General features: G+C 68.6%; 16 protein-coding genes. 9 read left to right on the top strand and 7 right to left on the bottom strand.

The window, feature by feature from the left end:
* The first annotated feature begins 302 nt into the window (after positions 1 to 302).
* The gene (locus ACFQBT_RS19060) at positions 303 to 572 is read left to right on the top strand and encodes a hypothetical protein (protein WP_377825172.1); all 270 of its coding nucleotides are present in this window, start codon (positions 303 to 305) and stop codon (positions 570 to 572) included.
* Between the two features lie 93 nt (positions 573 to 665).
* On the opposite strand, the gene ACFQBT_RS19065 is transcribed toward ACFQBT_RS19060, so the two are convergent.
* Positions 666 to 1,442, bottom strand: a complete 777-nt coding sequence (locus ACFQBT_RS19065; protein WP_377825174.1) for a hypothetical protein — start codon at positions 1,440 to 1,442, stop codon at positions 666 to 668.
* Between the two features lie 199 nt (positions 1,443 to 1,641).
* On the opposite strand from ACFQBT_RS19065, the gene ACFQBT_RS19070 reads away from it, so the two are divergent.
* From ACFQBT_RS19070 to ACFQBT_RS19080, 3 genes are read left to right on the top strand one after another with little or no spacing between them, the layout of a single operon-like run.
* Positions 1,642 to 3,216 (top strand): alpha/beta hydrolase family protein, encoded by a 1,575-nt coding sequence (locus ACFQBT_RS19070; RefSeq protein ID WP_377825176.1) that lies wholly within the window; start codon positions 1,642 to 1,644, stop codon positions 3,214 to 3,216.
* A gap of 53 nt (positions 3,217 to 3,269) precedes the next feature.
* Positions 3,270 to 3,866: a hypothetical protein gene (locus ACFQBT_RS19075; protein ID WP_377825178.1), complete on the top strand. Its 597-nt coding sequence runs from the start codon at positions 3,270 to 3,272 to the stop codon at positions 3,864 to 3,866.
* On the top strand, positions 3,863 to 4,453 hold the full coding sequence (locus tag ACFQBT_RS19080) for a hypothetical protein (RefSeq protein WP_377825180.1): 591 nt from the start codon (positions 3,863 to 3,865) through the stop codon (positions 4,451 to 4,453). Before ACFQBT_RS19075 ends, ACFQBT_RS19080 begins: the two co-directional genes overlap by 4 nt.
* A gap of 11 nt (positions 4,454 to 4,464) precedes the next feature.
* Here ACFQBT_RS19080 and ACFQBT_RS19085 read toward each other — a convergent pair whose 3' ends face one another.
* Genes ACFQBT_RS19085 through ACFQBT_RS19105 form a run of 5 tightly spaced genes read right to left on the bottom strand, consistent with a single transcriptional unit; the run spans position 4,465 to position 16,928 of the window.
* Positions 4,465 to 5,574, bottom strand: a complete 1,110-nt coding sequence (locus tag ACFQBT_RS19085) for a hypothetical protein (protein ID WP_377825182.1) — start codon at positions 5,572 to 5,574, stop codon at positions 4,465 to 4,467.
* Positions 5,484 to 10,802, bottom strand: a complete 5,319-nt coding sequence (locus ACFQBT_RS19090; protein ID WP_377825184.1) for a hypothetical protein — start codon at positions 10,800 to 10,802, stop codon at positions 5,484 to 5,486. Before ACFQBT_RS19090 ends, ACFQBT_RS19085 begins: the two co-directional genes overlap by 91 nt.
* The gene (locus ACFQBT_RS19095; protein WP_377825186.1) at positions 10,799 to 13,642 is read right to left on the bottom strand and encodes a hypothetical protein; all 2,844 of its coding nucleotides are present in this window, start codon (positions 13,640 to 13,642) and stop codon (positions 10,799 to 10,801) included. The genes ACFQBT_RS19090 and ACFQBT_RS19095 overlap by 4 nt, the downstream gene beginning before the upstream one ends.
* A 2-nt stretch (positions 13,643 to 13,644) precedes the next feature.
* A complete protein-coding gene (locus ACFQBT_RS19100; protein ID WP_377825188.1) occupies positions 13,645 to 15,675 on the bottom strand; it encodes a DUF6603 domain-containing protein in 2,031 nt (676 codons plus the stop codon).
* Positions 15,630 to 16,928: a hypothetical protein gene (locus ACFQBT_RS19105; protein ID WP_377825190.1), complete on the bottom strand. Its 1,299-nt coding sequence runs from the start codon at positions 16,926 to 16,928 to the stop codon at positions 15,630 to 15,632. Before ACFQBT_RS19105 ends, ACFQBT_RS19100 begins: the two co-directional genes overlap by 46 nt.
* A 241-nt stretch (positions 16,929 to 17,169) precedes the next feature.
* On the opposite strand from ACFQBT_RS19105, the gene ACFQBT_RS19110 reads away from it, so the two are divergent.
* From ACFQBT_RS19110 to tkt, 5 genes are all read left to right on the top strand, one after another.
* Positions 17,170 to 18,336, top strand: a complete 1,167-nt coding sequence (locus ACFQBT_RS19110; protein ID WP_377825191.1) for an ROK family transcriptional regulator — start codon at positions 17,170 to 17,172, stop codon at positions 18,334 to 18,336.
* A 100-nt stretch (positions 18,337 to 18,436) separates the two neighbouring features.
* A complete protein-coding gene (locus ACFQBT_RS19115; protein ID WP_377825192.1) occupies positions 18,437 to 18,883 on the top strand; it encodes a PTS sugar transporter subunit IIA in 447 nt (148 codons plus the stop codon).
* Positions 18,884 to 18,926: 43 nt separating this feature from the next.
* On the top strand, positions 18,927 to 19,190 hold the full coding sequence (locus ACFQBT_RS19120) for a PTS sugar transporter subunit IIB (protein WP_377825563.1): 264 nt from the start codon (positions 18,927 to 18,929) through the stop codon (positions 19,188 to 19,190).
* Between the two features lie 36 nt (positions 19,191 to 19,226).
* Complete coding sequence (locus ACFQBT_RS19125) at positions 19,227 to 20,771, top strand: PTS ascorbate transporter subunit IIC (RefSeq protein ID WP_377825194.1); 1,545 nt, start codon at positions 19,227 to 19,229, stop codon at positions 20,769 to 20,771.
* Positions 20,768 to 22,882: a transketolase gene (gene tkt / locus ACFQBT_RS19130; RefSeq protein ID WP_377825196.1), complete on the top strand. Its 2,115-nt coding sequence runs from the start codon at positions 20,768 to 20,770 to the stop codon at positions 22,880 to 22,882. The genes ACFQBT_RS19125 and tkt overlap by 4 nt, the downstream gene beginning before the upstream one ends.
* A 9-nt stretch (positions 22,883 to 22,891) precedes the next feature.
* Here the strand turns inward: tkt and ACFQBT_RS19135 are convergent, their stop codons facing one another.
* Positions 22,892 to 23,821, bottom strand: a complete 930-nt coding sequence (locus ACFQBT_RS19135) for an NADP-dependent oxidoreductase (protein WP_377825198.1) — start codon at positions 23,819 to 23,821, stop codon at positions 22,892 to 22,894.
* Between the last annotated feature and the right edge of the window lie 5 nt (positions 23,822 to 23,826).

Genomic DNA, 23,826 nt, shown 5'->3' on the forward strand with positions numbered 1-23,826 from the left:
CGACGCCGAGATGTCCGGTGCGCCCGGAAAGAAACCGCACATCGGGACCACGGCGCCGAACGGACGGTCACTGCCCATCGTGCGACCGTCCGATCTGCTGGTGAAGGAACCGGTGTGGCTCGATGTCGCTCTCGAAACAGCTTCGCGGTGTCGGTCACCGCGGTCCCCCACTAGCACCCGCAGCTCGCGCGGTCCATCATGAGCAGTGAAGGATCCAGCGGCAGGAGGTCGCCATGGTGGATGAGTCCAGATGGACCGGTGGTGTGAGCCGGGCGATGCGAGGTGCCGCCTGGGGTGACGGCATGACCCCACCGCCGGACCCGGTTCCGACGATCGCGGCGGACGGATCGACCATGAGCCTCGTGGTACCACCCGACCCGCGAGCCATCGCCTCGAGCAAGCCGGCCGGGAGGCCCGCCGCGAAAACCGCTGCTGCAGAAGCCGATCTGGGCCTGTACGAGGCACCGACCGGCCACCGCCGTTCGCGCACCGTGCTCCTGGTGCTGGGGCTGGCTGCGGCACTGTGCATCCTGTTGCCGGCGATTCTGGCGATACTGGTGCATCAGCCCTGAAACGGGCAGCGGGCATAACGGCCGCGCCCGGCAATCTCGACCGAAAAGGACTGGAGAAGAAGAGATTGCCGGACGCGGGTCAGAGCCTGTTGATCACACGAGGGACGAACACTGCCCCAGGGCAACTCCTCCCACGGTGTTGACCGCACCGGGCACGAAGCCACCTGAGACGCCGGGGGTCAACCGGTAGCAGACCAGGTTGCGCTGGATCTTGTTCTGCACGATGAAGACGCCGGGTGCGCCGGGGTCGGGATCGCTCAGCGCGATGTCATACAGCAGGACGTTGCGGCCGACCTTGTTGAACATCACGCCGATCCACTCGGTGTTCTGACCGGCGACGACGATGTTGCGGCCGACGGTGTTGTTCTTGATCGACCACGGGATCTGCGGTGAGCCGCCACCCAGCGCCGTCACGTCGCCGCGCACGGCGATGCCGTTGACCAGCACGGCCATGGCCTTGATCGCGGTCACGCTGCCCTTGACCAGGATGGTCGAGTGGCCCTCGGGGTTGGTTTCGCAGGGATGCGCCGAGTTGCCGACCAACGAGGTTGGTTGACACCCCAGGCCGAGCAGCGACCCCTTGCCGGCAGTGACGTTGCCGCCGACGGTGATCGTGGCCGGCGCGCTCTGGGCATCGAATGCGGCGTTGGCCGCAACCCAGACACTTCCGCGGACCGTGATCTTCGCGCCGTCCGCAACGGCGCACTGGCCGGTGATCTTCAGGTTGGAATAGGTGCCGGAGGGGACGAGTCCTCCGGTGCAGGTGTAGCTACCCCCAGAGCCCGGCCCGCAGGCCAGTGCCACACCACCGGTCATCGCCAGTGCTCCGGTAGCCGCCATCGTGCCGATCAATCGCGTCGCGCCATTCATAGGCCTTGCCTTTCTCCGCCGGGCCTTGGATCGATAGCCGGACGGCGGCCCGTAGCGCCCGGCGTATGCAAGGAGCACCCGGCCGGGCCGCAGATACATACCCGGGCGTTGCCGTCCGGCCCGCGCAGGTCTAGCGTCGGTCGCTGTGACGTGGAACACACGGCGCCCAGAGTCAGCACCTTGAAGGAGTGATCTCCACATGACCCCAACCACCAGCCGGCTACGCAGCCGTGGTCTTGCCGCTATCTGTGCCGCGGGAATCGCCGGGGGTGGCTTCCTCGGCACCGCGACGATCGCCAAAGCAGCTCCGGCCGCCGTACCGACCGGTCCGATTGCCTTCTCCGTCAGGTCTTTTGACGGTACGACGATCACGGGCAACTACTTCCGCTCACCGGCCAGCGACGGGCGTCGCGCACCGACCGTGCTGAAGGGGCCCGGTTGGGGCGGAGCGGCCGAGAGCGACCCGAGCGCACCCACGGACACCGCCGGCGGCACCATCGGCCTGGCGCCGCTGCTGGCCAACGGCTACAACGTGGTCACCTGGAACCCGAGGGGTTTCCGTACGTCGACCGGCAAGGCCCAGGCCGACAGCGTGCTCTACGAGGGTCGGGACGTGTCGGCGATCCTGAACTGGCTGTCACGTCAGTCGTGGGCCCAGCTGGACCGTCCCGGCGACCCGGCCGTGGGTATGGTCGGCGGTTCCTACGGCGGCGGGGTCCAGTGGGCGGCCGCGGCCCTGGACCGCCGCATCGATGCGATCGCGCCGGACATCTCGTGGAACTCCCTCAAAACCAGCCTCTACCCCAACACCACCGCCAAGTCGGGATGGTCCACGGCGCTCTACGGAGGTGCGCTCGCCGCCGGCCAGCGGAACAACCCGATCATCGACACGACGTTCCAGCAGGCGGCGAACTCGATCACGTTATCGCGGCAGGGCGTCGACTTCCTCGGATCCTGGCAGCGCACGAACCTCGCCGCCTGGGACAGCGCCCCCGCCCTCATCCTCCAGGGCACCGTCGACACCCTCTTCCCGCTCGACGAAGCCGCGGCCAACTACGCATCGGTCAGCCGCAACCGGGTGCCGGTGAAGATGGTGTGGTTCTGCGGCGGTCACGGGGTCTGCCTGACCAACCCCGGCGACACCAGTGTGATCGAGCGCGACACCCTGGCCTGGCTGAACCGCTACGTGAAGCGCCAGCACGTCAGCACCGGTGCCGGATTCGAATGGGTGGACCAAACCGGCGTCTGGCACTCCTCGGCGACCTACCGGCCCAACAAGGTCGGCTGCGGCGGCGTGAGTGCCAACGGGAAGGGCACCTTGTCGCTGGTGTCCGCAGGCGGCTCGGGCCCGTACACCGGCCCCGGAGCCGACCAGTTGGGACCGGTCGCCGCGCTGATCGCGACCAAGGCACCGAACGCGGTCAACGTCCCGATTCAGTTCAACCGCGCGACAAAGGTTCTCGGCGCTCCCCGGCTCTCGCTGACCTATTCCGGTACGGCGCCCGGCACCACCCACCGGGTCCTCGCCCAGATCGTCGACAACTCGACGGGCGTCGTACTCGGCAGCCAGCTGACGCCGTTCCCGGTCACGCTGGACGGACGCACCCACCGATTGAGCCTCCCGATGGAGTACGTCGCGGCCAGCGCAGCTCCCGGACAGAGCTTCACCCTGCAGCTGGTCGCTGACAGCAGCCAGATCAACACCCACCCGAGTGGTGGCTCGGTGACCTTCTCGAAGGTCTCGGTCAAGCTGCCGACCACGGGCGGCCGCTGAGCCGGGGTTGCGGGGCGCGTGCCAAACTGGGGGCTCTGAACCCGGGAGGATGAGTGCCCTTGGACGAGCGGGACGAGGCGCCCCAAGGGATCCGTCGTGCTCGCGAGTTGGTCGATGACGGCCAGCGGATGCGCGCAGGGGTCTGCCGCCGCTGCGGTGCGGCGGTGGACCCCTCGGACTCGCTGTGCTCCGCATGCGCGGACCACCGCGAGCTGGTCCGCCGTGACTACCGGAGCGCTGCGGCGCAACGGAGTTCAGCCGCTGCGGTGAGCGTCCAGCACTGGTTGGAACTGCACCGGTGGGTGAGCGATCAGGGCTACGGGCTGCGTGAGGTCGCCGGCGGCAACAACCCGTCGGCGGCAGCCTGGTTGGCCAGCTCCGTCGATCTGGCCATCGCGACCGGTGTGATCGACGACGCCGACGTCGCCCAGTTCGACGACGCCGCCGCAATTCTGCCGGTGTCCCGGGAAACCATTACCACGCAACGGAACCGGCTGATCCGCGCGCAGTGGTTCCTCGACCTGCAGAGCGGTCGCCTACCCGTGGTGCCCACCAACGCGCCGCTCGCGGCGGGCGAGGTCTGCCATCTGGACGCGCCGATCTCGATGCACTCCTTCGCCCCCGGGGCCAGTTCGTCCCGGGCCGGTTGATCCTCACCAACCACCGGCTGACGATCGGCTCCCGCACGCTGGCCCTCATCGACGTACACCGAGCGGTCCCCTATCGGGGCGCCGTCGTCGTCGAGCCGATCACCGACGGTTACTTCGCGGCGTACGACCCGCAGTGGGTCATCGCCGTCATCAACGCCGCGGTGCAGGTGGTGCGCGGCGAACTGACCGCCCGCAGCCGCCGCCAGGTGACGCCCGGTCGCACCGATGCGTTCTCGGCGGCTGCCGGTGCGCTGGAGGAGGGCGGCCGGGCCGACGACGCGGCGCTGGTCCGGTCGTTGGCCGACCGCTGGGGGCACCTTCCGGCGGAACTGCAGGTGCGCGCCCAGCGGGCAGCGGAGGCGATCCGCGGCACGTACGCGGTGTTGGGCCAGTTGCCGCCGCAGGCTCGGACACAGACCGGGGACGACGGCTTCACCCCCGCGCAGAACGCCGAAGTCTCCATCGACAACGCGATGCGGGCGCTCAGCGGCATCCTGCTCAGCGAGTACGAGCAGCACGCCGACCGCCTCGAGGCGTTGCGCCACTACACCTCGCAGTGGTCCGAGGGCGGTGACCTGCGACTCTAGGCGGGCCACTGTTACTCGCTCTGGTGCCCCAGAGGTCGAGCCACGTCGAAGGCGAGCGCCCGCGCCGGCGGGCTCAGCAGCGGCCGCACCTGTTGCTGGATCCACAACTGCGGTCGCCCGTGAATGTCGCGCGCGAGCAGGTAGCGGCGCTCGAGTTCGATCCCGTCCTGCGGGATGGCGGAGGACAGAACCCGGTGAACACCCGCTGGTAGCAGGACTTCTGCGGACGGCCGGGGCATCGGCACCGGCACCGGCGGTGTCGACAGATCCAGCAGTCGGCGCTGCACGTAGGCGTGGTCGGCCGCCTGCGAATCGGCGTCGAGCGCATAGGGGATCCAGTGCGGCGCCGCGCCCTCACCCGGCACGTACAGATACGACATCGCGCCCGTGAGGTCGCCGCCGGGCTCGGGTGGGTCGGGGGCGGGCGACGGGTTCACCTCGGTGGCATCGCGTGAGGCAATCCGGCGTTCTACCGCCCACACCAGGTTGGCCGCCTCGTCGACGCCGAACTGGACTCGCTCGATCGATTCGCTCATCAATGGGAACTCGGCGACATTCCACAACAGCAGTTGGTGGGCGGCCAAGCCGGAGGTCTGGAAGAGGGTCCAGTCCGTTGGCGCCTCCAGACCGATGTCGCCGTCCGCACTGTCGTAGGTGTTGCCCATGCTGTCGAGGACCTCGACACGTTCGACCGACAGCACGCTGCCGGCCTGCCCCGGCACCTGGAAGACGAACCATTCGTCGTGCCGGCCGCCCAGCAGGTCGGTCGAGATGGCCGTGTTCGGGTGAGCGCTGTCCGGGGGGATCGCGGACAGGTCGGCTGAGGCGTCCTCGATCTCCCAGATCCCCTGCGGGGGCTTGTTGGCGAAGTCCAGCCTGGCCGGCAGCCGGGTGATCGGATCGCCCGCTGCGGGGTCCGGGACGTCGGCGTCGCGCACATCCACCGTGTACCAATCGACGTGGTCCCCGGTGTGCCGCTCGACGTCGAAAGCTGCTGCACCGCTGGTGAATACACCCTTGCGGTCATATCTCAGCTGATGGGTGTCCCACGTCTCTCCCAGGTGGGTCGGATCCGGCAGCCCGTCCGGCACGCCCCACTCGACGAGTGGTTCGGCGGGCACCTGACCAGGGTCGGCCGCGCCCAGGGTGTAGCTGATATCGGCCTGGGTGACCCGGGCCGTGACCTGCACCGGTGTGCTGGCGTTCTCGCCCTGGAACTCGCCCATCTGCCATTGCCGCGCGAGGAACCACATCGGGTCGTGCACTCGCTGCGCAACGGCATCCTCCCAGTCGCCTTCGGGGTCGGCCTCCAGCCGGAGCCGGTGATCGGGCAGGTTGGGCATGTCAGAACCTCGCTCTTCAGGGCGTCGACTGATACGCGGGCACGCTGAGGATCCCGTCGCCGTAACTCCCCGGGAGCCACACCGAGCGCAGCACCCGGTCGGCGAACCCCAGGTCGTCCACGGTCGCCGTACGAGCCACCATCGCCTCGCGGGTCTCGCGCAGGATCTCGTGCAGTCCGGCTGCGTCCAGTCGGACGCGCCGCTGCGGCGGGACGGCCAGCAGGATGGCCTGCGGCGCCCGGGCGGCCGGAGCGTTGAAACCGAACGCGAGGACGTGTCCCGGTCGCGCATGGGGATCGCCTCGCCGTACGCGTCGATGACCCCGACCGCGACCCGGGCTTCCCCAAAGCTCCGGCGGGGCCGTAGGCCACCGTCAACGACGGCGGGTCGAGCGACTCGATCGATCCGGTACGCCGTTGCGCGGCCATGGCATCCACGGCCGCGGTCAGCCACGGGTCGGTAGAGCTGGACCACGCCGTGAGCGGCGCACCGGATGCCTGGTACGCCGCGACCCGCGCCAGTTTGTCCCGCACCGTGGCCAGGACCGGCAGCCAGTCGTCGTCCAGGCTGGGTCGCGGGGTGGTCGCGAGCCCGGTCGTGTCCGTCAGATCCGAGGCGTCCCACGCGATGAGGATCGGAAGTGAACCCTGCGGTGCCGCCAACCGGGAGATGAGTTCGGCCATCGACTGCACGCCGTCCGGAACGCCCTGGGCCCGTGCCTTCAACGGATCGGACAGCGGCTGCGCCATGGCGCCGGTCTTCGGCAACCGGGCGGGGCTGGGTACTGCCGCAAGCCGCTTCTTCAGAACGTCGGCGGCCGACGTGGCCAGTGTGCGCAGCGACGTGGCACCCGGTGGAGGGGTGGCGCCGGTCAACGCGCAATAGAACGCCGCCGCATCGGCCGGCGCAGCGTCGCAGGTGACGCCCCAACGCGCCGCCCCGCGCAGCGCGGCCCGCCGGGCGTCATCCGTTGCGGACTTGCGACCCGCCGCTGTGCACGCACTGCTGACCTGCTTGAGATCGGCCAGCAGCCGTGTGTAACGCCCGCGAAGCTCCTCGTAGGCAGGAGAATTCGTCGCACCGGTCGATCCGTCTGACACGGCGCGCCGGGTCGCCGGCGCGCCCAGCAGCCGGCAGAGGTCCGCCGCCGCAGCGAGTCCGGCGGGCCGTTGCAGCTGACTGACCGCGGGCGCGTGCAGCAGCAGCCGTAACCGTTTCTCGACGTCGGGCCGCGGCAGCTTCGAGACCGTGTCGGGGTCCGGGAAGGATCCCGCGTCGTAGCTGCCCACGAAGTTGCCGAGTTCATCCCAGACCGTCAGCAGATCGACGTACGGCGCGGGCACGATCTCCGCGTGTGCGCCCGTTGCCGGTGCCCCGCCGTACACAGCGGACAGGACGGCCGCCTCGACGGACGCAGGGTCCTTCTCGGAGAGGTCGCGGGGATTCATCGCCAGGTCCGCGACCGAGTGGATGGCGCGGTCGCCGGCATCGTCGGTGATGTGCCAGGCGCGGTTCTCCTCCCACGTGGCCGTGAGCGGCCGGCTTCCCGCAGCGGTCGTGACGAGTCGGTCCAGTTGCGCCTCGGAGAGCACCAGCGTGTCCACCGGCGACAGCTGCAGATCGGTCAGTGAGACCTGCTGGGAGGTGCCGTCCTCGAATTCGACCTGCCAGATCCAGTCGGTGCCCAGCTGCTGCTCCAGGAACGCAGCGACCGACGGATCGGCGACGCGTCCGGGGCTGGCGTCAGGTCCCGCCTGGGCCAACGGCAGGATCGACAGGACGGTGGTGTGCACCAGGTATCCGCTGGGCCGGGTCTTCGGATAGTCCAGCTCGGGCATCCTGCCCAGGCCTGCCGCTGCATCCAGCACGGCCCCGGTGCGGCCGGTGGCGCGCGATTGCGCATGCGTGAGGCCCTCGATGATGGTCAGCTCGGCCAACGCGTCGAGTGCCGCATCCACGTCCTGGAGAGCCTGGCGCTGGTCCGGATTGAGGTGAGGTTCCGGCGGAGGAGGATCTGACAGCAGTGCGGACAGAGCGTTCAACCCGTGGCAGGTGCGATGGGGCGACGCCGGGTCTGCGATCGGGTATGTCATCCGCAGGCGCGCAATCCGTTCGTACGGCCCGGGGGCGCCGCTCGCCCCGCCGACGATCCGCTCGACCTCCTGCCCGATGACCTCCCACAGGTGCAGACCGGCGCGAATGGCCGCGGCGTACTCCTGCGCAAGGCGGACGCTGCGGCTGGTCAGGGTCATGGACCAGGGCGTGGCGCCGCTGCGGTTGGTGACTCCGGCGGCCTTGGCCCACAGATAGCGCTCGCGCAGGATCGCGGCGGTGATGGTCTGCGGCAACGAGGGCGTGTGCAGCCGTCCGGTCGGGGTCGGCCCGGGTGTCCCGACGAACGGACCGAAGACCCAGCCGTACGCGCCGAGGCGGTGCGTGCCGGTCGGTTCCTCGACCGAGCGTCGCAACCGCTGCCAGGCAAACCCGGTCGCCAACGGGTCGATCCGGTGGGACACGGCGTCGATGGTGGCACCCAGTGCCCGCGCGAGCCGGTCGCGGCGCCCGGGCTCCTGCTCCACCGGGAAGTGCGGCAGCGTACCGCCGGGAATGGTCACAATCCCGTCCCAGACCTCCGCCTTGTGCGGGTCGGCGAGCGCCGCGAGCCGGGTCGAGGCAACCACCTGGTCGTCCTGATCCTCATCAGCACCCCCGGGCTGCGCCGGCTTGACGAGCTCGCCGGCTCCTGCCGGTTGATTGATGCGCCAGGCGTTGGACGTGAGTGCGGACTGCACCAGCAACCGGGACAGGAGGTCATCCGGCAGGATCCGCAGCAATCCGCCACCGGGCTCAAGGCTCGGGTCCGCCAGCAGCCCTAGTCGCATACCGCCGGCGAACAACCGGTCGAGTTGCGTCAGTGCCTTGGCGGCCGGCACGGCCGTCGTCAGTTCACCGCGGCGCAGGAGGTAATCGATGACGTGCGTCAACGGGATGCGCAACCAGTAGGGCGTAACGTCGCGGGGGCGGTCCGGGTAGAACCACACCATCGAGTGGTTCGGCGACACCGATTGGGGTCCGGTCCGTCGCGCCCGCACCGTGGTGGCCGCCCAGAACTGGTCCCGGGTCGGCAGGTCGAGCCGCTTGAGCGCGTTGTTGAGGTTGTCCAGGTACGGCGCGGGGTCGAGCAGCGTCTGGGTCGGTCGATAGTCCCGGAACCGGGTCCGAGACGAAACCCCAGCCCGGGCAAGCAGATCGGCTTCTCGTGACGGATCGACCGGTTCACCGTCCGGGCCGCGCACCGAGCGTTGTGGTAGACCCGTCGCGTAGAGGCGCTGCTGGATGTCGGCAACACGCGCTGCCAGTTCGGACAGTACCGGGCTGTTGGGATCGTCGTCGTCCCCCTGCCACGTGGACAGGCAGGTGACCGGTAGGACGCCGTACGGCGCAGCTCCGAACCGGACGGGCGGTAACGGGCCCTCGGGGTAGAGATGATCCAGGGCCCAGCGGCTGATCACGACGCCCTCGGCCTGCATACCCCAGGCCTCGAAGGTCCAGCTGCCCCACAACGCCGGCCACAGAGCACGCACCATGATCCGGGACAGGCCACACGGCGTACTCACCTCATCGGCCATGGACTCCTGCGCCTGCAGTTCGGCCAGACCGCGCACGCGAGCCACTGTCGGCAGGTCCGCCGAGCCGGCCAGGTAGTCACGCATCAGCGCGTCGAAACTTCCTGGCTCCGCTACCTGCTGTGCCAGGCGATCCTGAGCCGCCATGAGGTACGACGCGGAGTCGGGGGCGCCGTCCAACGCCGGGCCGCCGCCGGGCGCCGAGCTCGACAGCGCTGTCGTTGCTCCCGAGACGCTCGCGGTCGCGGCGCCCAGGGTCACCTCGCCGAGGTTGCCTGCGCGCACCTGATCGCTGAACAACGCGGCTGGGGACTCATCGCCGATACCGGCGACGGCGATGCCGCCCAGCCCGTCCGGACCGATGCCGGCTGGCAAATCGAAAACCCCTGCCAGACCGACCTTTTCGGCTGCGTCCCAGTCCACCAACCAGTTGCCGGCCACCTCTTGCGGTGTCGCCGGCAACCGCACCGGCAGCACCGGGTCGATCGCTCCGCCCGACTGCGGCAGAGTGCCGATCTCCTGGATCTGCGCAGTGCCCGCGGCGTCGTGCGTCCAGACGACGACCGACAGCTGCGGCGGCAGACCGACGACATGCTGCAGGATGTCGTCGTCGACGGCTGGCGGCTTGTCGATCAGGACTGCGGAGACGTGTCCGTCGGCGCGAACGCCCTTGGTAGCTGTGACGATCCAGGTTGCGCGAGCAGCGCCGACCTGTTGGGCCAGCGTGTCGAAGGCGCGGGCGACGGGCTCTTTGCCCAGCCATGCCCGCCGCATGCGTCCGGAGCGGTTGCAGCTGCGCCAGAACCGGTCAGCGGCCTCCTGCCCGCCTTGGGACAGCTCGGCACGGAAGCCGTGCATCGACGGCGGCTGCGGGATCACGCGCACCCGCACCGTCCAGTTCGCACCCGACGGCTGGAACACCGTCTCGATCCCCAGGGGCAGCAACACCCCCACGTCGTCGAAGGGGTAGGGCGGTTCCTTACCGCCTGCGGACATCAGCCAGATGTGATGCACCGCGACCAGGAGGTCCTCCACCGCGGACCGCCGGTTGGCCATGGCCTGCAGCACGGCCGCGGCGAAGTCGGGGGCGACCGGACCGGCGGGGCGCGGGATGGCCTGGATCGCGATCAGGTCCTGGTCGGTGAACCGGCGCCGCCGGCGCAGCGTCGACAGGACCGGATCGTCCTGCTGCCCGACCGCGGTGAGTGGATCGGTCCACAACGCCGAGTAGGCGACCGTCGCCACCGTCCGGTCCTCGAGTTTCCAGTCCTGCCCGGAGTAGGCCTGCCGCTCGGCCACGAGGGCCGTGTTCGCCGGGTCTTTGGCGAGGGCCTTGTCGATCAGCGCGAGGCGCGTGTCGCGGCGAGTGAAACCGGTCATTTCACGCCGCCTGCCTGGCCGCTCGACCAGGCGCGCAGGTCGGCGCCCGAGATGGCGACGCGGGTCGGGGAGTCGATGGCCGACCGGGCGAAATGGGCTGAGTCGGAACGGTCCTGCGGTTGATCGCTGCGGAAGCGCAACTCGGTTGGAGGTTCGTCGAGGATCAGCCAGTAGTTGTCCAGGTCCTGCGCCGGCACGTCGAATCCGAAGAACACCAGGTCGGGAGTGATCGAGCCGGTCAGCGACGGCGGCGTGTCCTTGGCCGCGCTCGGCGGATCCTTCAGATCTGCGGGCGCGCCCGCCGCCGCGTGCAAGTAGACCACCGTGCGCGGATAGCGGCGGAACAGACTGCTGTTGAACAGGATCACCAGGCGTTCGGCTCCGCCGCCGAGACTGGCGCCGGCCAGGTGATCCGCGGCGCCGAGCCCTGAGTCGGGGTCCCACGTCGCGATCGGGACGATGTCGGGGTTTCGCTCACCGCTGTGGGGATCGGTGGGGCCGAAGAACATCCGCAGCGGGGTTCCGGACGGGTCGGAGGACATTCCGCGCCAGCGGGTTTCTGCTTGGAACTGCGTATTCAGACCGACCAGGTAGGCGTCGATGAACCGAGGGTTGGTCTTCAGGGCGGTGATCGAGTCGGGCTGCAGGTCGCCGGCACCGGGCAACAACCAGTCTCTCTCGTACTGGTTCAACAGACTCCAGGTCGGGAAGTCCAGACCCAACGGATAGCGCGGCGGAGCGAGGCTGGTCATCGGCAGACCGGCCAGTCGTGACTCGATGCGCACCCGGGCCGGCGGGTTGTCGCCGGCCGGATCCAGGGAGGCGTCCAAGGCCGCGGACAGCCGGACGAGGTCGACGCAGCGCCGGGGATCGCACTGGGCGAAGGTGAGGCCGCCCAGCCGGTCGTTCCGGTCGTCCGGGGACTGCGGCCAGAGCGGTTGAACACCCAGGAGGCACCGCAGGATCAAGGTGGCCAGGACGTCGTAGACGCCGGCGGCCTCGTTCCCCTCGCTCAGCAGGTGGGCGGTGAAGCCCCGGCGTTGCCGGTCGAAGCGCTGCCGGCGGGCGTCGTCGTCCTCGCCACCCGGGGGCGGATGAGTTCCGGCTCCCACGACGAGGCCCGCGACGGCGAACAGGTCCTGGCCGATGTTCGTGAGGTCGGCGTTGCTGCAGGCCGAGGTCTCGGGCAGGAGGTCGGCGAGTAGCTGCTGCAGCTGCTGCAACAACGCATCGGCGGACTCGATGAGCTGTTCGACGATCCGGTCGGGGTCGGTCTCGAGCACGTGCCGGCGTCGGTAGGTGCTGCCCGCGGTGACACTGCTGCGGTAGGCCGCACAGAGGAACTTGGTCATCCGCTCGACCAGATCGCGATCGACACCCGCCTGATCCCACAACTGGTCCGAGATGTCGCCGGTCGCCGCGGCTTCGGAGTCAGGGGCGGGGGAACCGGGCGGGCTGGCTTCGTTGACTGCCGCCAGGATTGACCCGGGTGATGCCGCCGCCCGGTGCAGCAGCCGGTTCCCGGCGCCGGTGAGCAGCGCGGCGGGCAACGTGCTGTCCGGTCCGGTGATCGCGGCCTGCACGGTGGATCCGTCTGCGGTGCGCAGTCGTGCCGTCATGGGCGCCAGGACCGTCACTCGCTCCGCTTCGTCCTTCGGCAGTGCCGTCGTGTAAGTACGGCGGGACAGTTCGAGTCCGGCTGCGAGTTGGGCGATACGCACCGTCGCTTCGGCCAGCGCCCCGGCTTGCTCGGTGGCCGCTCGCATCAGCTCCTCCTGGGCGAGGATGCCCATCCGCACTCCGGTGCCGGCGTGGATGCGTTCGCGAGGATCGAGGTGCAACGTGTCGGCCCAGCTGCGGGCAGGTGCGGACGACGGGTCGGCCAGCCAGGGCACGCCGTACTGCGGCATGTCGATCGGAACCGGACCCCCACCCGGCGGGACGACCGCGGTGAGCGATCGCAGATCCGCCGTCACGGCGGTCAGACTCCCGACCGGCGGCTGACTGTCCTTCAGGGAGGACAACGCGCCGCGTACCTCCATGGCGATGTCGGTGCCGTCCGACTCCTGATAGGTCAGGGATGCTCGGCCGACGACCCCCGGGTCGGGCATCCACAACCGAGCCGCGAGGGTCTCGAAGTCGCCACCCTCGCCGGAGCGGAAGGTCCAGTGATCGAAGACCGGGAGCGGAGCTCCGCCCAGGTCGACCGTCACGGCGTCGCCCTGCGTGGTCCACAACGGATGGCCATCGGCGCGGAACGCCGGGACCACGAGAGCCGTGTAGTCCGTCTGAGGCTCCAGGACGCGTGGTGACAAGAGTCGTGAAAACCGTTGTGCGGTCGGCGTTCCCGCGGTCGTCGGATCCTCACTGTCGGGGACCTGCAGATGGGCGGTGAGATGGGGCGGGAAGGCGCTCCCGGCGAACGTCGCGTTGCTCGTCACGAGGTTGCGGGTGCGATCGGAGACCGAGAGGGTGTTGGCGACGAAGTCCAGTTCGTCGGGTTTGCCCACCAGGAGCGCGAGCCAGGGCCGCAGCAGTGCGCCGGACTCGGGCGTATAGCGCCACGGCAGATCCGGCGACCAGAAGTCGACGTGCACGAACTTGGTGGTCTCCGCGTCCTGGACGCTCGGTGCGGGTGCGCGGTGCCGGATGGCCGACGGATTGAGGGAGCGTACGTCGCCCGGCCAACGGAAGGTGGCGGGAAAACTGCCGGTGCTCGACCCGCCGGAGGTATCGGTGGCGGCCAACTCGACGCTGATACTGGGCGGCCGGCCCGCCGCGAAGTCAGCTGACTCCAGCAGCGTCGATCGGCGCCAACTGCGGAAGGTGAGGTCGGGCACGATCACAACACCCCCGCGAGGTCGACGGGACGATCCGCGGAGGGAACCGCGACGCCGCCGCTGTGCAAGGCGGTGGTCCAGGCCTGCATCGCCCCGACTGCGCCGATGGGCGTCGAGCCGCCCGCCACGTCATACGTCTCGTCGTGCACGGCGACCACGGGGCTCTCGTGCGCGACACTCGCCCCGGTGATGCGTTCGGCGAGCGCTGCGTGGAACCCAGCGGCAAGCGCGAAGATCGATCCGGGCGCAAGAGCGACCCGGGCGCGGTGTGGCAGGGTCACCAAGTTCAGGGAGATGTCGGTCGCTGCGGCAGCACCGGAACTCATCGCGCCGGCACCCAGCGCACCGCCGGAACGAGCCGTCACGAACGTGGGCGCCGCCAGTGCGGCCGCGTCGGACAAGCGGCTGAACGTGCCGAGGGCGAACTGGTCGGACTCCGCGGTCAGCGCCGGCAGGCCGGCGTTGGTGCAGACGACCGAGACACTCGCCGGTGCCGGCAGATCGCGACCTTCCGCACGTTCGATGGGTTGGTCCAGCGGGATTCGCTTCTGCTCCCAGACCAAACGGCCCACCGGGATCAGCCGGTCTCCCACGCCGTCCGCCCCGGTGAAGCCGACGTCCGGATCTGTGCCGTCAGCGCGCCAATTGCTCACCTCGGACAGTTCGGGCTTCAGCAGATCGGCGAGCGCGGGTGGTGGCGGCAGCTGCTCGGCGGGGGTGGTGTCGATCGTGATGGTGACGTCTTTGCTGATCGAGACGATGACCTTCACCGTCGCGGTCGCGAAGAGCACGAGGGGGCCGGGGCCGATCAGCGAGCCCTGGACGCGGATGCTGGCGAACGACCAACCGTTGAAGGATGCCTCCATCCCGGCGTCGATGGTGGCCTTGAAATAGAACGGTCGGTACTGGATCAGGGCGTCGAAGGTGAACCAGCCATGGACGCCGATCGGCCCGATCTTGACGCCGGCCTCCGTCTTGGATCCGAACTGCAGGGTGTTGGAGGTGACTGCGAGATAGGCCTCTTGCTTGAGCCAGAGCGGCCCGATCGACACCGACGCGCCCGCGCGCGGCAGGACCGGCACCGGCAGCTTGCCCGGATCGAAGTCGGGGTGGAAACCGCCGACGCTGTAGACGAAGAAGGCGTTCCCGGCGAAACCGATGCGCAGTCCGACGCCGCCGGTGATCTTGATGATCCCCAGCACGCTGGAATCGACCAACATGCCGTCGAAGAAGATCAGCGAGGCCGTGAGGTCGACGCCACCGACGAAGTCGACTCTGATCCGGACCAGCGCGAAGTCCTCCGAGCCGATCACCAGGCGGGCCCGTCCGGCGACGAAGATCTTGCGGGGACCGGGCAGCTCGATGAACAACCCGACGTCCAGCATCAGCAGGCTGCACCAGTTGAGTTGCATCGTGGGGCCGAACACGTGCACGCCGCGCTCGACGGGGAACATCGCCGCCATATCGCCCAGCAGCTTGGGTGCGTTGGCCATCGGGTTGTCGGCGAAGAGCACGTCACCGGCTGAACCGCTCTGCAGACGGTCGCGCAAAGCATCGAGATCGGCCCGGCGATTGACTGCGATCAGACCGCCGAATCCGCTGACGGCGAAGCCGAATCCGATCTGGATGCCGGGCAACGGTAGACGGATCCCGATGAGGGCGGCGAAGGAAACGCCTCCGGGGATCTCGTCGTACAGCCCATAGGCGAAGACGCCCACACCGAGGATCTTCAACTGCAGCGCGCCCGCGTAGCGCCCGGGGCCGGAGTTTTTCAGGAACCCGCCGCCGCTGACCGGGCCGGCCGCCAGGCTCAGCCCGATACCGTCCGGGTCCACGACGCCCGCCGTGCCTGCCGTCCACCGGCCGATCCAGACCCCGGCTCCGGTCATCGTGGCCTTGAGCGGACCGAGCCTCGCGCGGGCATCGAAGCGGAACACGGTCCGGAACAGCACACCGTTGCCGGCGAGCGCGATCTCGATCCGGACCATCATGTCGTCGACCCACAAACCGGCGGCCGACGATCCGATGGCCAAACCGATGTGTTGGCTGAACTGGGTGGCGAACGGCTTACCGGCGGCTGCGTCCGTCGCCGTCGAAACCCCTGACGGATGGTGCGTTCCAGCGGGGCCAGGAAGGTCAGTGAGGGTGGCACCGGCAGGCCCATGGCCACCGTTTTGAGTAGATCGGCGGCGACCTGGAACTCGACGTCCTGAGCGCGGTAGAGGAAGCTGAACAGCCCGGACTTGTCGTCGGGCAGCCCCATCTTGACCCCGATCGCGACTGACTTGACGCTGAAGTGCGTCCCCGCCTTCTCACCGAAGAGAAAGGCATCGCCCTTGGGGTCCTTGGGCGGCTTGGTGAGCGTCACCTCCAGGCCGGCGGTCGGGCGCGGTCCGGAGACATCGAAGCCGTCGTCACCGAATTTCAGCGCAACGATGGGCGTGTTCGGTGCTCCGGTTGAGGCGTCGAATGCGATGTCGAGGGTGAAACTGCCGGGGAGCGCCACGGACTTGCGAACGGCCTTGGCCTCGCGGGCGATGACGCGTAGACCGATGTCTTTGAGCGGGTGGGCCGGTGACGGGGGCGCATCGGGTCCGTCGAACACCAGCTTGCCGTCCTTGCCGGCGGGGACGGTGTCGTCCTTGGACAGACTGCTCAGCGTGAAGGGATCCGGCGGCGGAAGTACTACTGCGATAGGGGAATTGACCAGGTTGATCAGATCGTCGAGGTTGACGCCCGGATGCTTCGCGACGGGCAGGGCAAGAAATCCCTTGCGGTCGTACTCCAGGTGAAGCAGTTGCTGCGGCCCGCCGAGCAAGAGCAACAGGAGGACCTGCAACGCCTTCACGTCACCGACAGCGGTGACCTCCGAGCGCAGCTGGGTCAGGTAGAAACTGCCCGGATCCTTGGTCAACGAGGCCAGCGCCGACCAATCGACGGTGAACTTCTCAGGTACCTTCTCCGGCGGCTGCCAGGTCGCGGTGATGACGCCGGCCAGGGTCAGCACCTCGGCCACGCGGGGGAAGTGGACCTGCAGCATCCGGATCACGATGCACTCGCGAAGATCGGCATCCCCCATCAGCTGTTTGAACTGGGCGATCCATCGCTCGAGGTCCGCGGGTGCGGTCGAAAGGCTGCCGCTGAGGTTGAAGAGCGCGGCCAGTCGGTCGGCGCCGTCGTGGATGAGGGTGGGCAACGGTGGCGGGTCGCCGTCCTGCGGCGGATCGTGCGGGGGTTGCAGCGCGACTTTGATCGCGTCCGCGACGGTGGTGAAGATGCCCGACATGACACACCTTGGGGGCCGGGAAGGGGTGAACCACGTTGCCGGATGGCGATGGCGCAGCCGAAGCCCTCAGGTTCGCGGCCGGGCAAGTGACGGTAATCGAACGCTACACCCGGTCGGGTGTAGCGGGAAGCAGTTTCTCAACGGTGGGCGATGCACCGACGACGCTGTCGGTGCAGCCCGGCAGGGTCGTGGCGAGGGTGAGCTGCCTGCCCTACTCCTACGATGCTGGCAGGCTACGGCGATGGCGTCCCTGGATGACCTCAGTCAGGTCCTTGCCGTCGTCCGCGGTACCACGAGTGTGACCCGGACCGAACTCTTCGCGGAACTGGGCTGGTCGCGGGTGACCGTGCGGCGCAGGATCGACGAGCTGGTTGCGGCAGGCATTCTGGAGTCAGTGGGTGCCAGGCGTTCTACCGGCGGGCGTCCGCCGCAATCCCTCGGCCTACGACCGGGATTCGGTGTACTCCTGGCGGCGGACATCGGCGGCAGCGAGACACGAGTGGCCGTCTGCGACTTCTCCGGACATATCGAATCGGCCCGCAGTGTCGCGTTGGATGTCGCGCAGGGTCCGGACGTAGTCCTGCCGCGCGTGCGGGCGCTTTTCGACACGCTTCTTGACCAGACAGGTCACACGTTCCGGGAGGTGCTCGGTGTCGGCGTGGGCGTCCCGGGTCCGGTCGACTTCGCAGCCGGCCGCCTGGTGCGCCCGCCGATCATGCCCGGCTGGGACGGAGTGAGCCCCGCCGCCGGTCTCTTCCCGGAGAACCCTGACGTGCCGGTGCTCATCGACCACGACGCCAACCTGCTCGCCCTGGGCGAGTACAGGCGTGGGCGGCCGGATGCCCGCGACTTCATCCTGGTCAAGCTCGGCCAGGGCCTGGGGTTGAGCCTGGTGATCGAGGGCGCCGTGTGGCGGGGTGGAACCGGAATGGCGGGTGAACTCGGCCATATGCGCATCGCAGAAGGCGGCGCCTGCCGCTGCGGACGACATGGCTGCCTCGAGTCGATCGCGGGAGGGTGGGCCATCGGCCGTCGGTTGCGTGAGGCCGGGCATCAGGTCACGACCAGCGACGATGTCGTGGACCTCGCGTTGGGTGGAAATCAGCTGGCGACCGATTCGTTGTCGGGCGCGGGTGCCTTGATCGGCGAGGCACTGGTCAACGTGGTGGGTTTGGTCAACCCGACCACCATTGTCGTGGCAGGCAACCTGGCGCGGGCGGGCGAGTTGCTGATGGCTCCCATACGAGATGCCCTCGAAGCCGGAGTTCCCGACTACCTACGCGGCACCTTCGTGCTCGAGCATTCGCGCCTCGGCGTGGACGCCGGAGTCACGGGTGCCGCATTGCTCGCTTTGGAGGCGGTCTGCTCGCCGACGTATCTGCAGCGGCACGTCTGCGTGCACGAGTAGTGCCACTTTGGGCTACGTATTGCCAAAAGTGTGACCCCGTCACTAGGTTCGATATGAGGCCGTGTTGAGCGCGGCGTCGCGATACGGAGCGGGTGATCCGATGGATATCGACCAAGCACTGCCCGACGCGGCATTCGATCTGGATGCCGAAGCGGACACGTGGCAGGACGCGCTGCGCCTGGCCGGCGCGGCCCTGTCCGCCGCCGGATTCACCACCCCGGCGTACGCCGAGGAAATGATCAAGACGGTCGAGGAGTTGGGCCCCTACATCGTCATTGCCCCCGGTATTGCCCTGGGGCACTCCCGTCCCTCACCCGCCGTCCTCTCGACGGGGATGAGTCTGGTCAGGCTCAAGGAACCCGTGCCGTTCGGGCACCCCAAGAACGATCCTGTCTGGCTCGTGATCGGCCTTGCTGCCACCGACGAGAACTCGCACATCGATGTCATGGCCGCGCTCGCGTCCGCTCTGGGCCGGCCGGACTCGCTGCAGCTACTGCGAGAGGCGAAGACGCCCGAAGAAATTCGAACGGTGCTGCGAACGTCGTAGCGCCGCAATCAAACCCAGGAAGCAGGCGAGGTAAGTGAACATCGTGTGCGTGTGTGGCATGGGCATCGGGACATCGGTGCTGCTGAAAATGAACGTCGAGAAGGCAGCCGACAACCTCGGCGTGGACGCGACGGTCACGACCGCCGACATCAGTACGGCCCGCGGTGCGGCGCAAGGGGCCGACCTGATCATGACCTCCGATGAGCTGGCGGAGGAACTGGGCCAGATCAGCACGCCGGTCCAGGTCGTCGACAACTTCATGGACATCTCGGAGATCCAGACCAAGCTGGCCGATCACCTCGGCTGATCGATAGACCCGTCACCACCCTGGAAGGCGCCTGGCATGAACTGGTTCGTGACCATCCTCGACTTCATCAGTAAGCAGATCCTCAACGTCCCGGCGTATCTGATCGGCATCGTCGCGGCGGTCGGCTTGATCGCCCTGCGCAAACCAGCGGGACAGGTGATCGGGGGTGGCCTCAAGGCCGCCATGGGCTATTTGATCTTGGGAGCCGGCGCAGGAGTGGTTACGGCGGCTCTGGCGCCGTTCGGTGAATTGATCCTGAAGGCAACCGGCGCGCACGGCGTCGTGCCGACCAACGAAGTCATCACGGCTCAGGCGTCGACGCAGTACGGCGCGACCTCCGCCTACATCATCGTGCTCGGCTTCGTCGTGATGCTGCTGTTGGCGCGCTTCACGCCGCTGAAGTACGTGTTCCTCACCGGGCACCACATGGTGTTCATGGCAACCCTTCTGGCCGTGGTGCTGTCGGTCGGTTTCGGTCACGAAAAGGGCCTGCTCATCGTCATCGTCGGGTCGGTGCTGATGGGCGTGATCATGGTCGTCATGCCCTCGTTCGCCCAGCCCTACATGAACCGGGTCACCGGTGACGACAAGCTGGCGATCGGTCACTTCAACACCCTCGGCTATATCGCATCCGGTGCCATCGGTTCCAAGATCGGCCGTGAGTCCCGTTCGACCGAGGACGTGAAGTTTCCACAGGGCCTGAAGTTCCTGCGCGACTCGATGGTCTCCACCACCCTGCTGATGGCGATTCTCTACCTCTTCTTCGCCGTGTGGGTGGCCATCAAACTGCCCAAAGACGAGGCAATGAAGATCTTCGGTTCCTCGGCCACACCGCCCACCGACTACGGCGCGTACATCATGGCGGCCTTCGCGCAGGCGCTGCAGTTCGGTATCGGCGTGGCCATCATCCTCTACGGCGTGCGCATCATCCTGGGCGAACTCGTGCCGGCCTTCCAGGGCATTGCCGAAAAGGTGGTGCCCGGAGCGCGTCCGGCCCTGGACATACCGATTGTCTTTCCGTTCGGGCCCAACGCCTCCCTGATCGGTTTCATCTCCTCCTTCGTCGGCGGCCTGGTGATGCTCGGGCTGATCGCGTTGTGGTTCGGGCCGTGGTGGGGAATGGCCCTGATTTTGCCCGGCATGGTGCCGCACTTCTTCGACGGTGGTGGTGCGGGCGTCTTCGGTAACGCAACCGGCGGCCGCCGCGGGGCTATTGTCGGTGGCTTCGTCAACGGCCTTCTGATCACCATCCTCCCGGCGGTCCTGCTCACGGTCATGGGGTCGCTGGGCTTGTCCAACAGCACCTTCGGTGATGCCGACTTCGCCTGGTTCGGCTCAGTCGTCGGCGGGTTGGCACACTTGCACGCTCTGGGAGGAACCATCGCGCTGCTGGTGCTGGCACTGGTCCTCTTCGCGGCGGCCTGGATCTGGCAGGTGCGGGTCGTCGACGCCGGCTGGCTGCCGGCCACTCAACACGCCGAATGGTTGCAGGAGCAGAAAGCGGCAACCGCCGCTGCAGCCAAGGAGGCGGCCGCCAAAGCCGCTGCCAAGACTCAGTCCGAGAATCCCGAGCAGACGTGACGCAAACCGCACGGTATGACCGGTCCTGGCACTGGGACGAAGGGGACGACCGGGCTCTCGCGGTCACAAGAGCGTTGTCACTCGACGCCATCGAAACGGCCGGATCCGGGCATCCCGGCACCGCGCTGAGCCTGGCACCGGTGACCTACCTGCTCTACCAGAAGGTGATGCGTCACGATCCGGCCGACCCGGACTGGCCGGGGCGCGACCGCTTTGTCCTGTCGTGTGGGCATGCCAGCCTGCTGCAGTACACCCAGCTCTTCCTCTCCGGGTACGCCGTGACCGTCGAGGATCTCGCGCACACCCGCCGGTGGGGTTCGGTGACCCCGGGGCATCCAGAGCGCGGTGTCACCCCGGGCGTCGAGGTCTCGACCGGACCGTTGGGGTCGGGCTTTGCGACCGCGGTCGGCATGGCACTCGGGGCCCGGCGCGAACGCACCCTGCTGGACCCCGAAGCACCCGCGGGCACCAGCCCCTTCGACCACCGCGTCTACGTGGTGTGCTCGGACGGGGACCTGGAGGAGGGCGTCTCATCAGAGGCCTCCTCACTCGCCGGCACCCTCGGTCTCGGAGAGCTGGTGGTGTTCTGGGACGACAACCAGATCTCCATCGACGGCCCGACCGATCTGTCGTTCCGGGAGGATGTCCTCGCCCGTTACGAAGCCTACGGATGGCACGTTCAGCGGGTCGAGTTCCGTTCCCTTGACGGGGAGTACGCCGATCGCGTCGATCTGCTGGACGAAGCCGTCCGCCGCGCCGAGGCTGACCCCCGACCGTCGATGATCGCCGTCGCGACCACCATCGGCTGGCCCGCACCCCACGCTGCCGGCACGGCAGCGGCACACGGCGCGCCGCTGGGGCCCGATGAGGTGGCGGCGACCAAGCACGTGCTCGGTCTGGACCCCGCGGCGTCGTTCGAAGTGCCGCAGCAGGTACTGCGCCACACGCGCGAGGCGCTGGAGCGCGGTCGGACGTGGCACGAGGACTGGGACCAGGTCATGCAACAGTGGCGTGACCGGGAGCCGGAGCGTGCCGCCCTCTACGACCGGCTGCGGTCGCGCCACCTACCCGACGGGTGGCGAGATGCCCTTCCCTGGGTCGAGCAGACCGAGTCGGCGGCCGTGGCCACTCGCGCGGCGTCCGGGAAGACGCTGACCGCGTTGGGTCGAGGACTGCCCGAATTGTGGGGCGGCTCGGCCGATCTCGCGGACTCGACGAAAGCGTGGATGCCCGGTGAGGCGGAATTCGGCACAGACGGCGGCGCCCCGGGACTGGACCGCAGACTGATCCACTTCGGCATCCGCGAGTTCGCCATGGGGCTCATGCTGGTCGGAATGAGCCTCAGCGACCTGACGCGTCCCTTCGGCGGGACCTACCTGGTCTTCAGCGACTACATGCGCGGCGCGGTTCGCCTGGCTGCCCTGCAGGCGGCTCCGGTGGTGTTCATCTGGACCCACGACTCGATCGGCGTCGGGGAGGACGGTCCAACCCATCAACCGGTGGAGCAGATCGCTTCGCTGCGGACGGTGCCAGGTTTGGATGTGGTGCGCCCCGGCGACGCGAACGAGACCGTCGCGGCCTGGGCGGTGCTGATCGAGCGGCATTCTGCGCCAACGGGACTCATTCTCAGTCGGCAGGCGCTGCCCGTGCTCACGGAGGGCGGTGCTGATCTCATCGATCAGGTCAGACGGGGCGGGTACGTGCTGGACAGCGACGAGGAACCCGACGTCATCCTGATCGGCACCGGGTCCGAACTGCAACTAGTCGTGCGCGCGGCGCAGCGGTTGCGTGACGAAGGAGTCCGCTGCCGGGTGGTTTCGATGCCGTGCGTCGAGTGGTTCCTGGCGCAGGACGAGTCCTACCGTGCCACGGTCCTGCCCCGCCGGGTCGCCGCTCGGGTCGCCGTGGAGGCAGGTGTACCCGACACGTGGTATCGCTTCGTCGGCACCGAAGGCGAAGTGATCGGCATCGATCACTTCGGGGCGTCAGCCCCGGGGCCGGAACTCTTCGAACGCTTCGGTGTGACGACCGACCACGTGGTGGCCGCGGCGCGGACCAGCCTTCGACGGGTTGCGGAGCAGGCCGATCGGCGGAGCACCCGGCGAGGGTGACGGTCAGGGTCAGCCGTCCTCGCTTACGACGATGACCAGCTTGCCGGCGACGTGACCTTCCTGGCTGCGCTCGAAAACGCTTGCCACCTGGTCTAGTGCATAGGTATCGGCAATATCGACCACGATGTCGCCGCGACCGGCCACGTCGGCGAGCCACTGCAGCTCCGTGCCGTCCGGTCGCACCCAGATCCAATGACCGCCGTGTTGCTCGACGGACGGATCGGCGACCGACGCGTGCCGGCCGCCCTCGCCCAGCACCGCAAGCGTGTCGTCGAGAACTCCTCCGACGAAGTCGGCGACGGCGCTCACTCCATCCGGCGCCAGGTCGCGGACACGGCCGACCAGGCCATCGCCGTACGTCACCGGGGTGGCACCGAGGGCGCGCAGGCGGTCGTGGTTGGCCGCGGAGGCGGTGCCGATCACGGTGGCACCGAGCAGCCGGGCCAGCTGTACGGCGATCCGCCCGACGCCGCCCGCAGCCCCGTGGATCAGGACCGTATCGCCCTCGCCCACCCGCAGCGCCCGCAGCGTCCGTAGGGCGGTGAGGCCGGTCAGCGGTAGCGCGCCGGCAGCTGCCCAGGACAGGTCGGCCGGCTTGCGCGCGGCGGCGCGGACGGGGACGGTGACCAGCTCGGCGAACGTTCCCCCGTGCACCCAGTCCTTGCGCGCGTAGGCCAGCACCTCGTCACCCACTTCGAACTCTGGGGTGTCCGGGCCGGTCGCGCGGACGACGCCCGCCACGTCCCAGCCAGGCACGATCGGGAAGGTGGCCTCCATCATGGGGTCGAGGCCGCCGGACATCAGCTTCCAGTCGACCGGGTTCACCCCCGCGGTGCGAACTTCGACCAGAAGCTCGCTGGGTCCGACCTTCGGGTCGGGCAGGTCGCGCGCGGTCAGTACGTCGAGACTTCCGTAACGGTCATAGGCGACAGCTCTCATGTAGT

Source organism: Branchiibius cervicis, from assembly GCF_042661605.1.
Lineage (GTDB): Bacteria > Actinomycetota > Actinomycetes > Actinomycetales > Dermatophilaceae > Branchiibius > Branchiibius cervicis.

What these genes read in the sequence shown, in the direction of transcription:
- ACFQBT_RS19060 (WP_377825172.1), top strand. Translation starts at nt 303, where the DNA reads ATGACCCCACCGCCGGACCCGGTTCCGACGATCGCGGCGGACGGATCG.
- ACFQBT_RS19065 (WP_377825174.1), bottom strand. Translation starts at nt 1,442, where the DNA reads ATGAATGGCGCGACGCGATTGATCGGCACGATGGCGGCTACCGGAGCA.
- ACFQBT_RS19070 (WP_377825176.1), top strand. Translation starts at nt 1,642, where the DNA reads ATGACCCCAACCACCAGCCGGCTACGCAGCCGTGGTCTTGCCGCTATC.
- ACFQBT_RS19090 (WP_377825184.1), bottom strand. Translation starts at nt 10,802, where the DNA reads ATGACCGGTTTCACTCGCCGCGACACGCGCCTCGCGCTGATCGACAAG.
- ACFQBT_RS19105 (WP_377825190.1), bottom strand. Translation starts at nt 16,928, where the DNA reads ATGTCGGGCATCTTCACCACCGTCGCGGACGCGATCAAAGTCGCGCTG.
- ACFQBT_RS19110 (WP_377825191.1), top strand. Translation starts at nt 17,170, where the DNA reads ATGGCGTCCCTGGATGACCTCAGTCAGGTCCTTGCCGTCGTCCGCGGT.
- ACFQBT_RS19115 (WP_377825192.1), top strand. Translation starts at nt 18,437, where the DNA reads ATGGATATCGACCAAGCACTGCCCGACGCGGCATTCGATCTGGATGCC.
- ACFQBT_RS19125 (WP_377825194.1), top strand. Translation starts at nt 19,227, where the DNA reads ATGAACTGGTTCGTGACCATCCTCGACTTCATCAGTAAGCAGATCCTC.
- ACFQBT_RS19135 (WP_377825198.1), bottom strand. Translation starts at nt 23,821, where the DNA reads ATGAGAGCTGTCGCCTATGACCGTTACGGAAGTCTCGACGTACTGACC.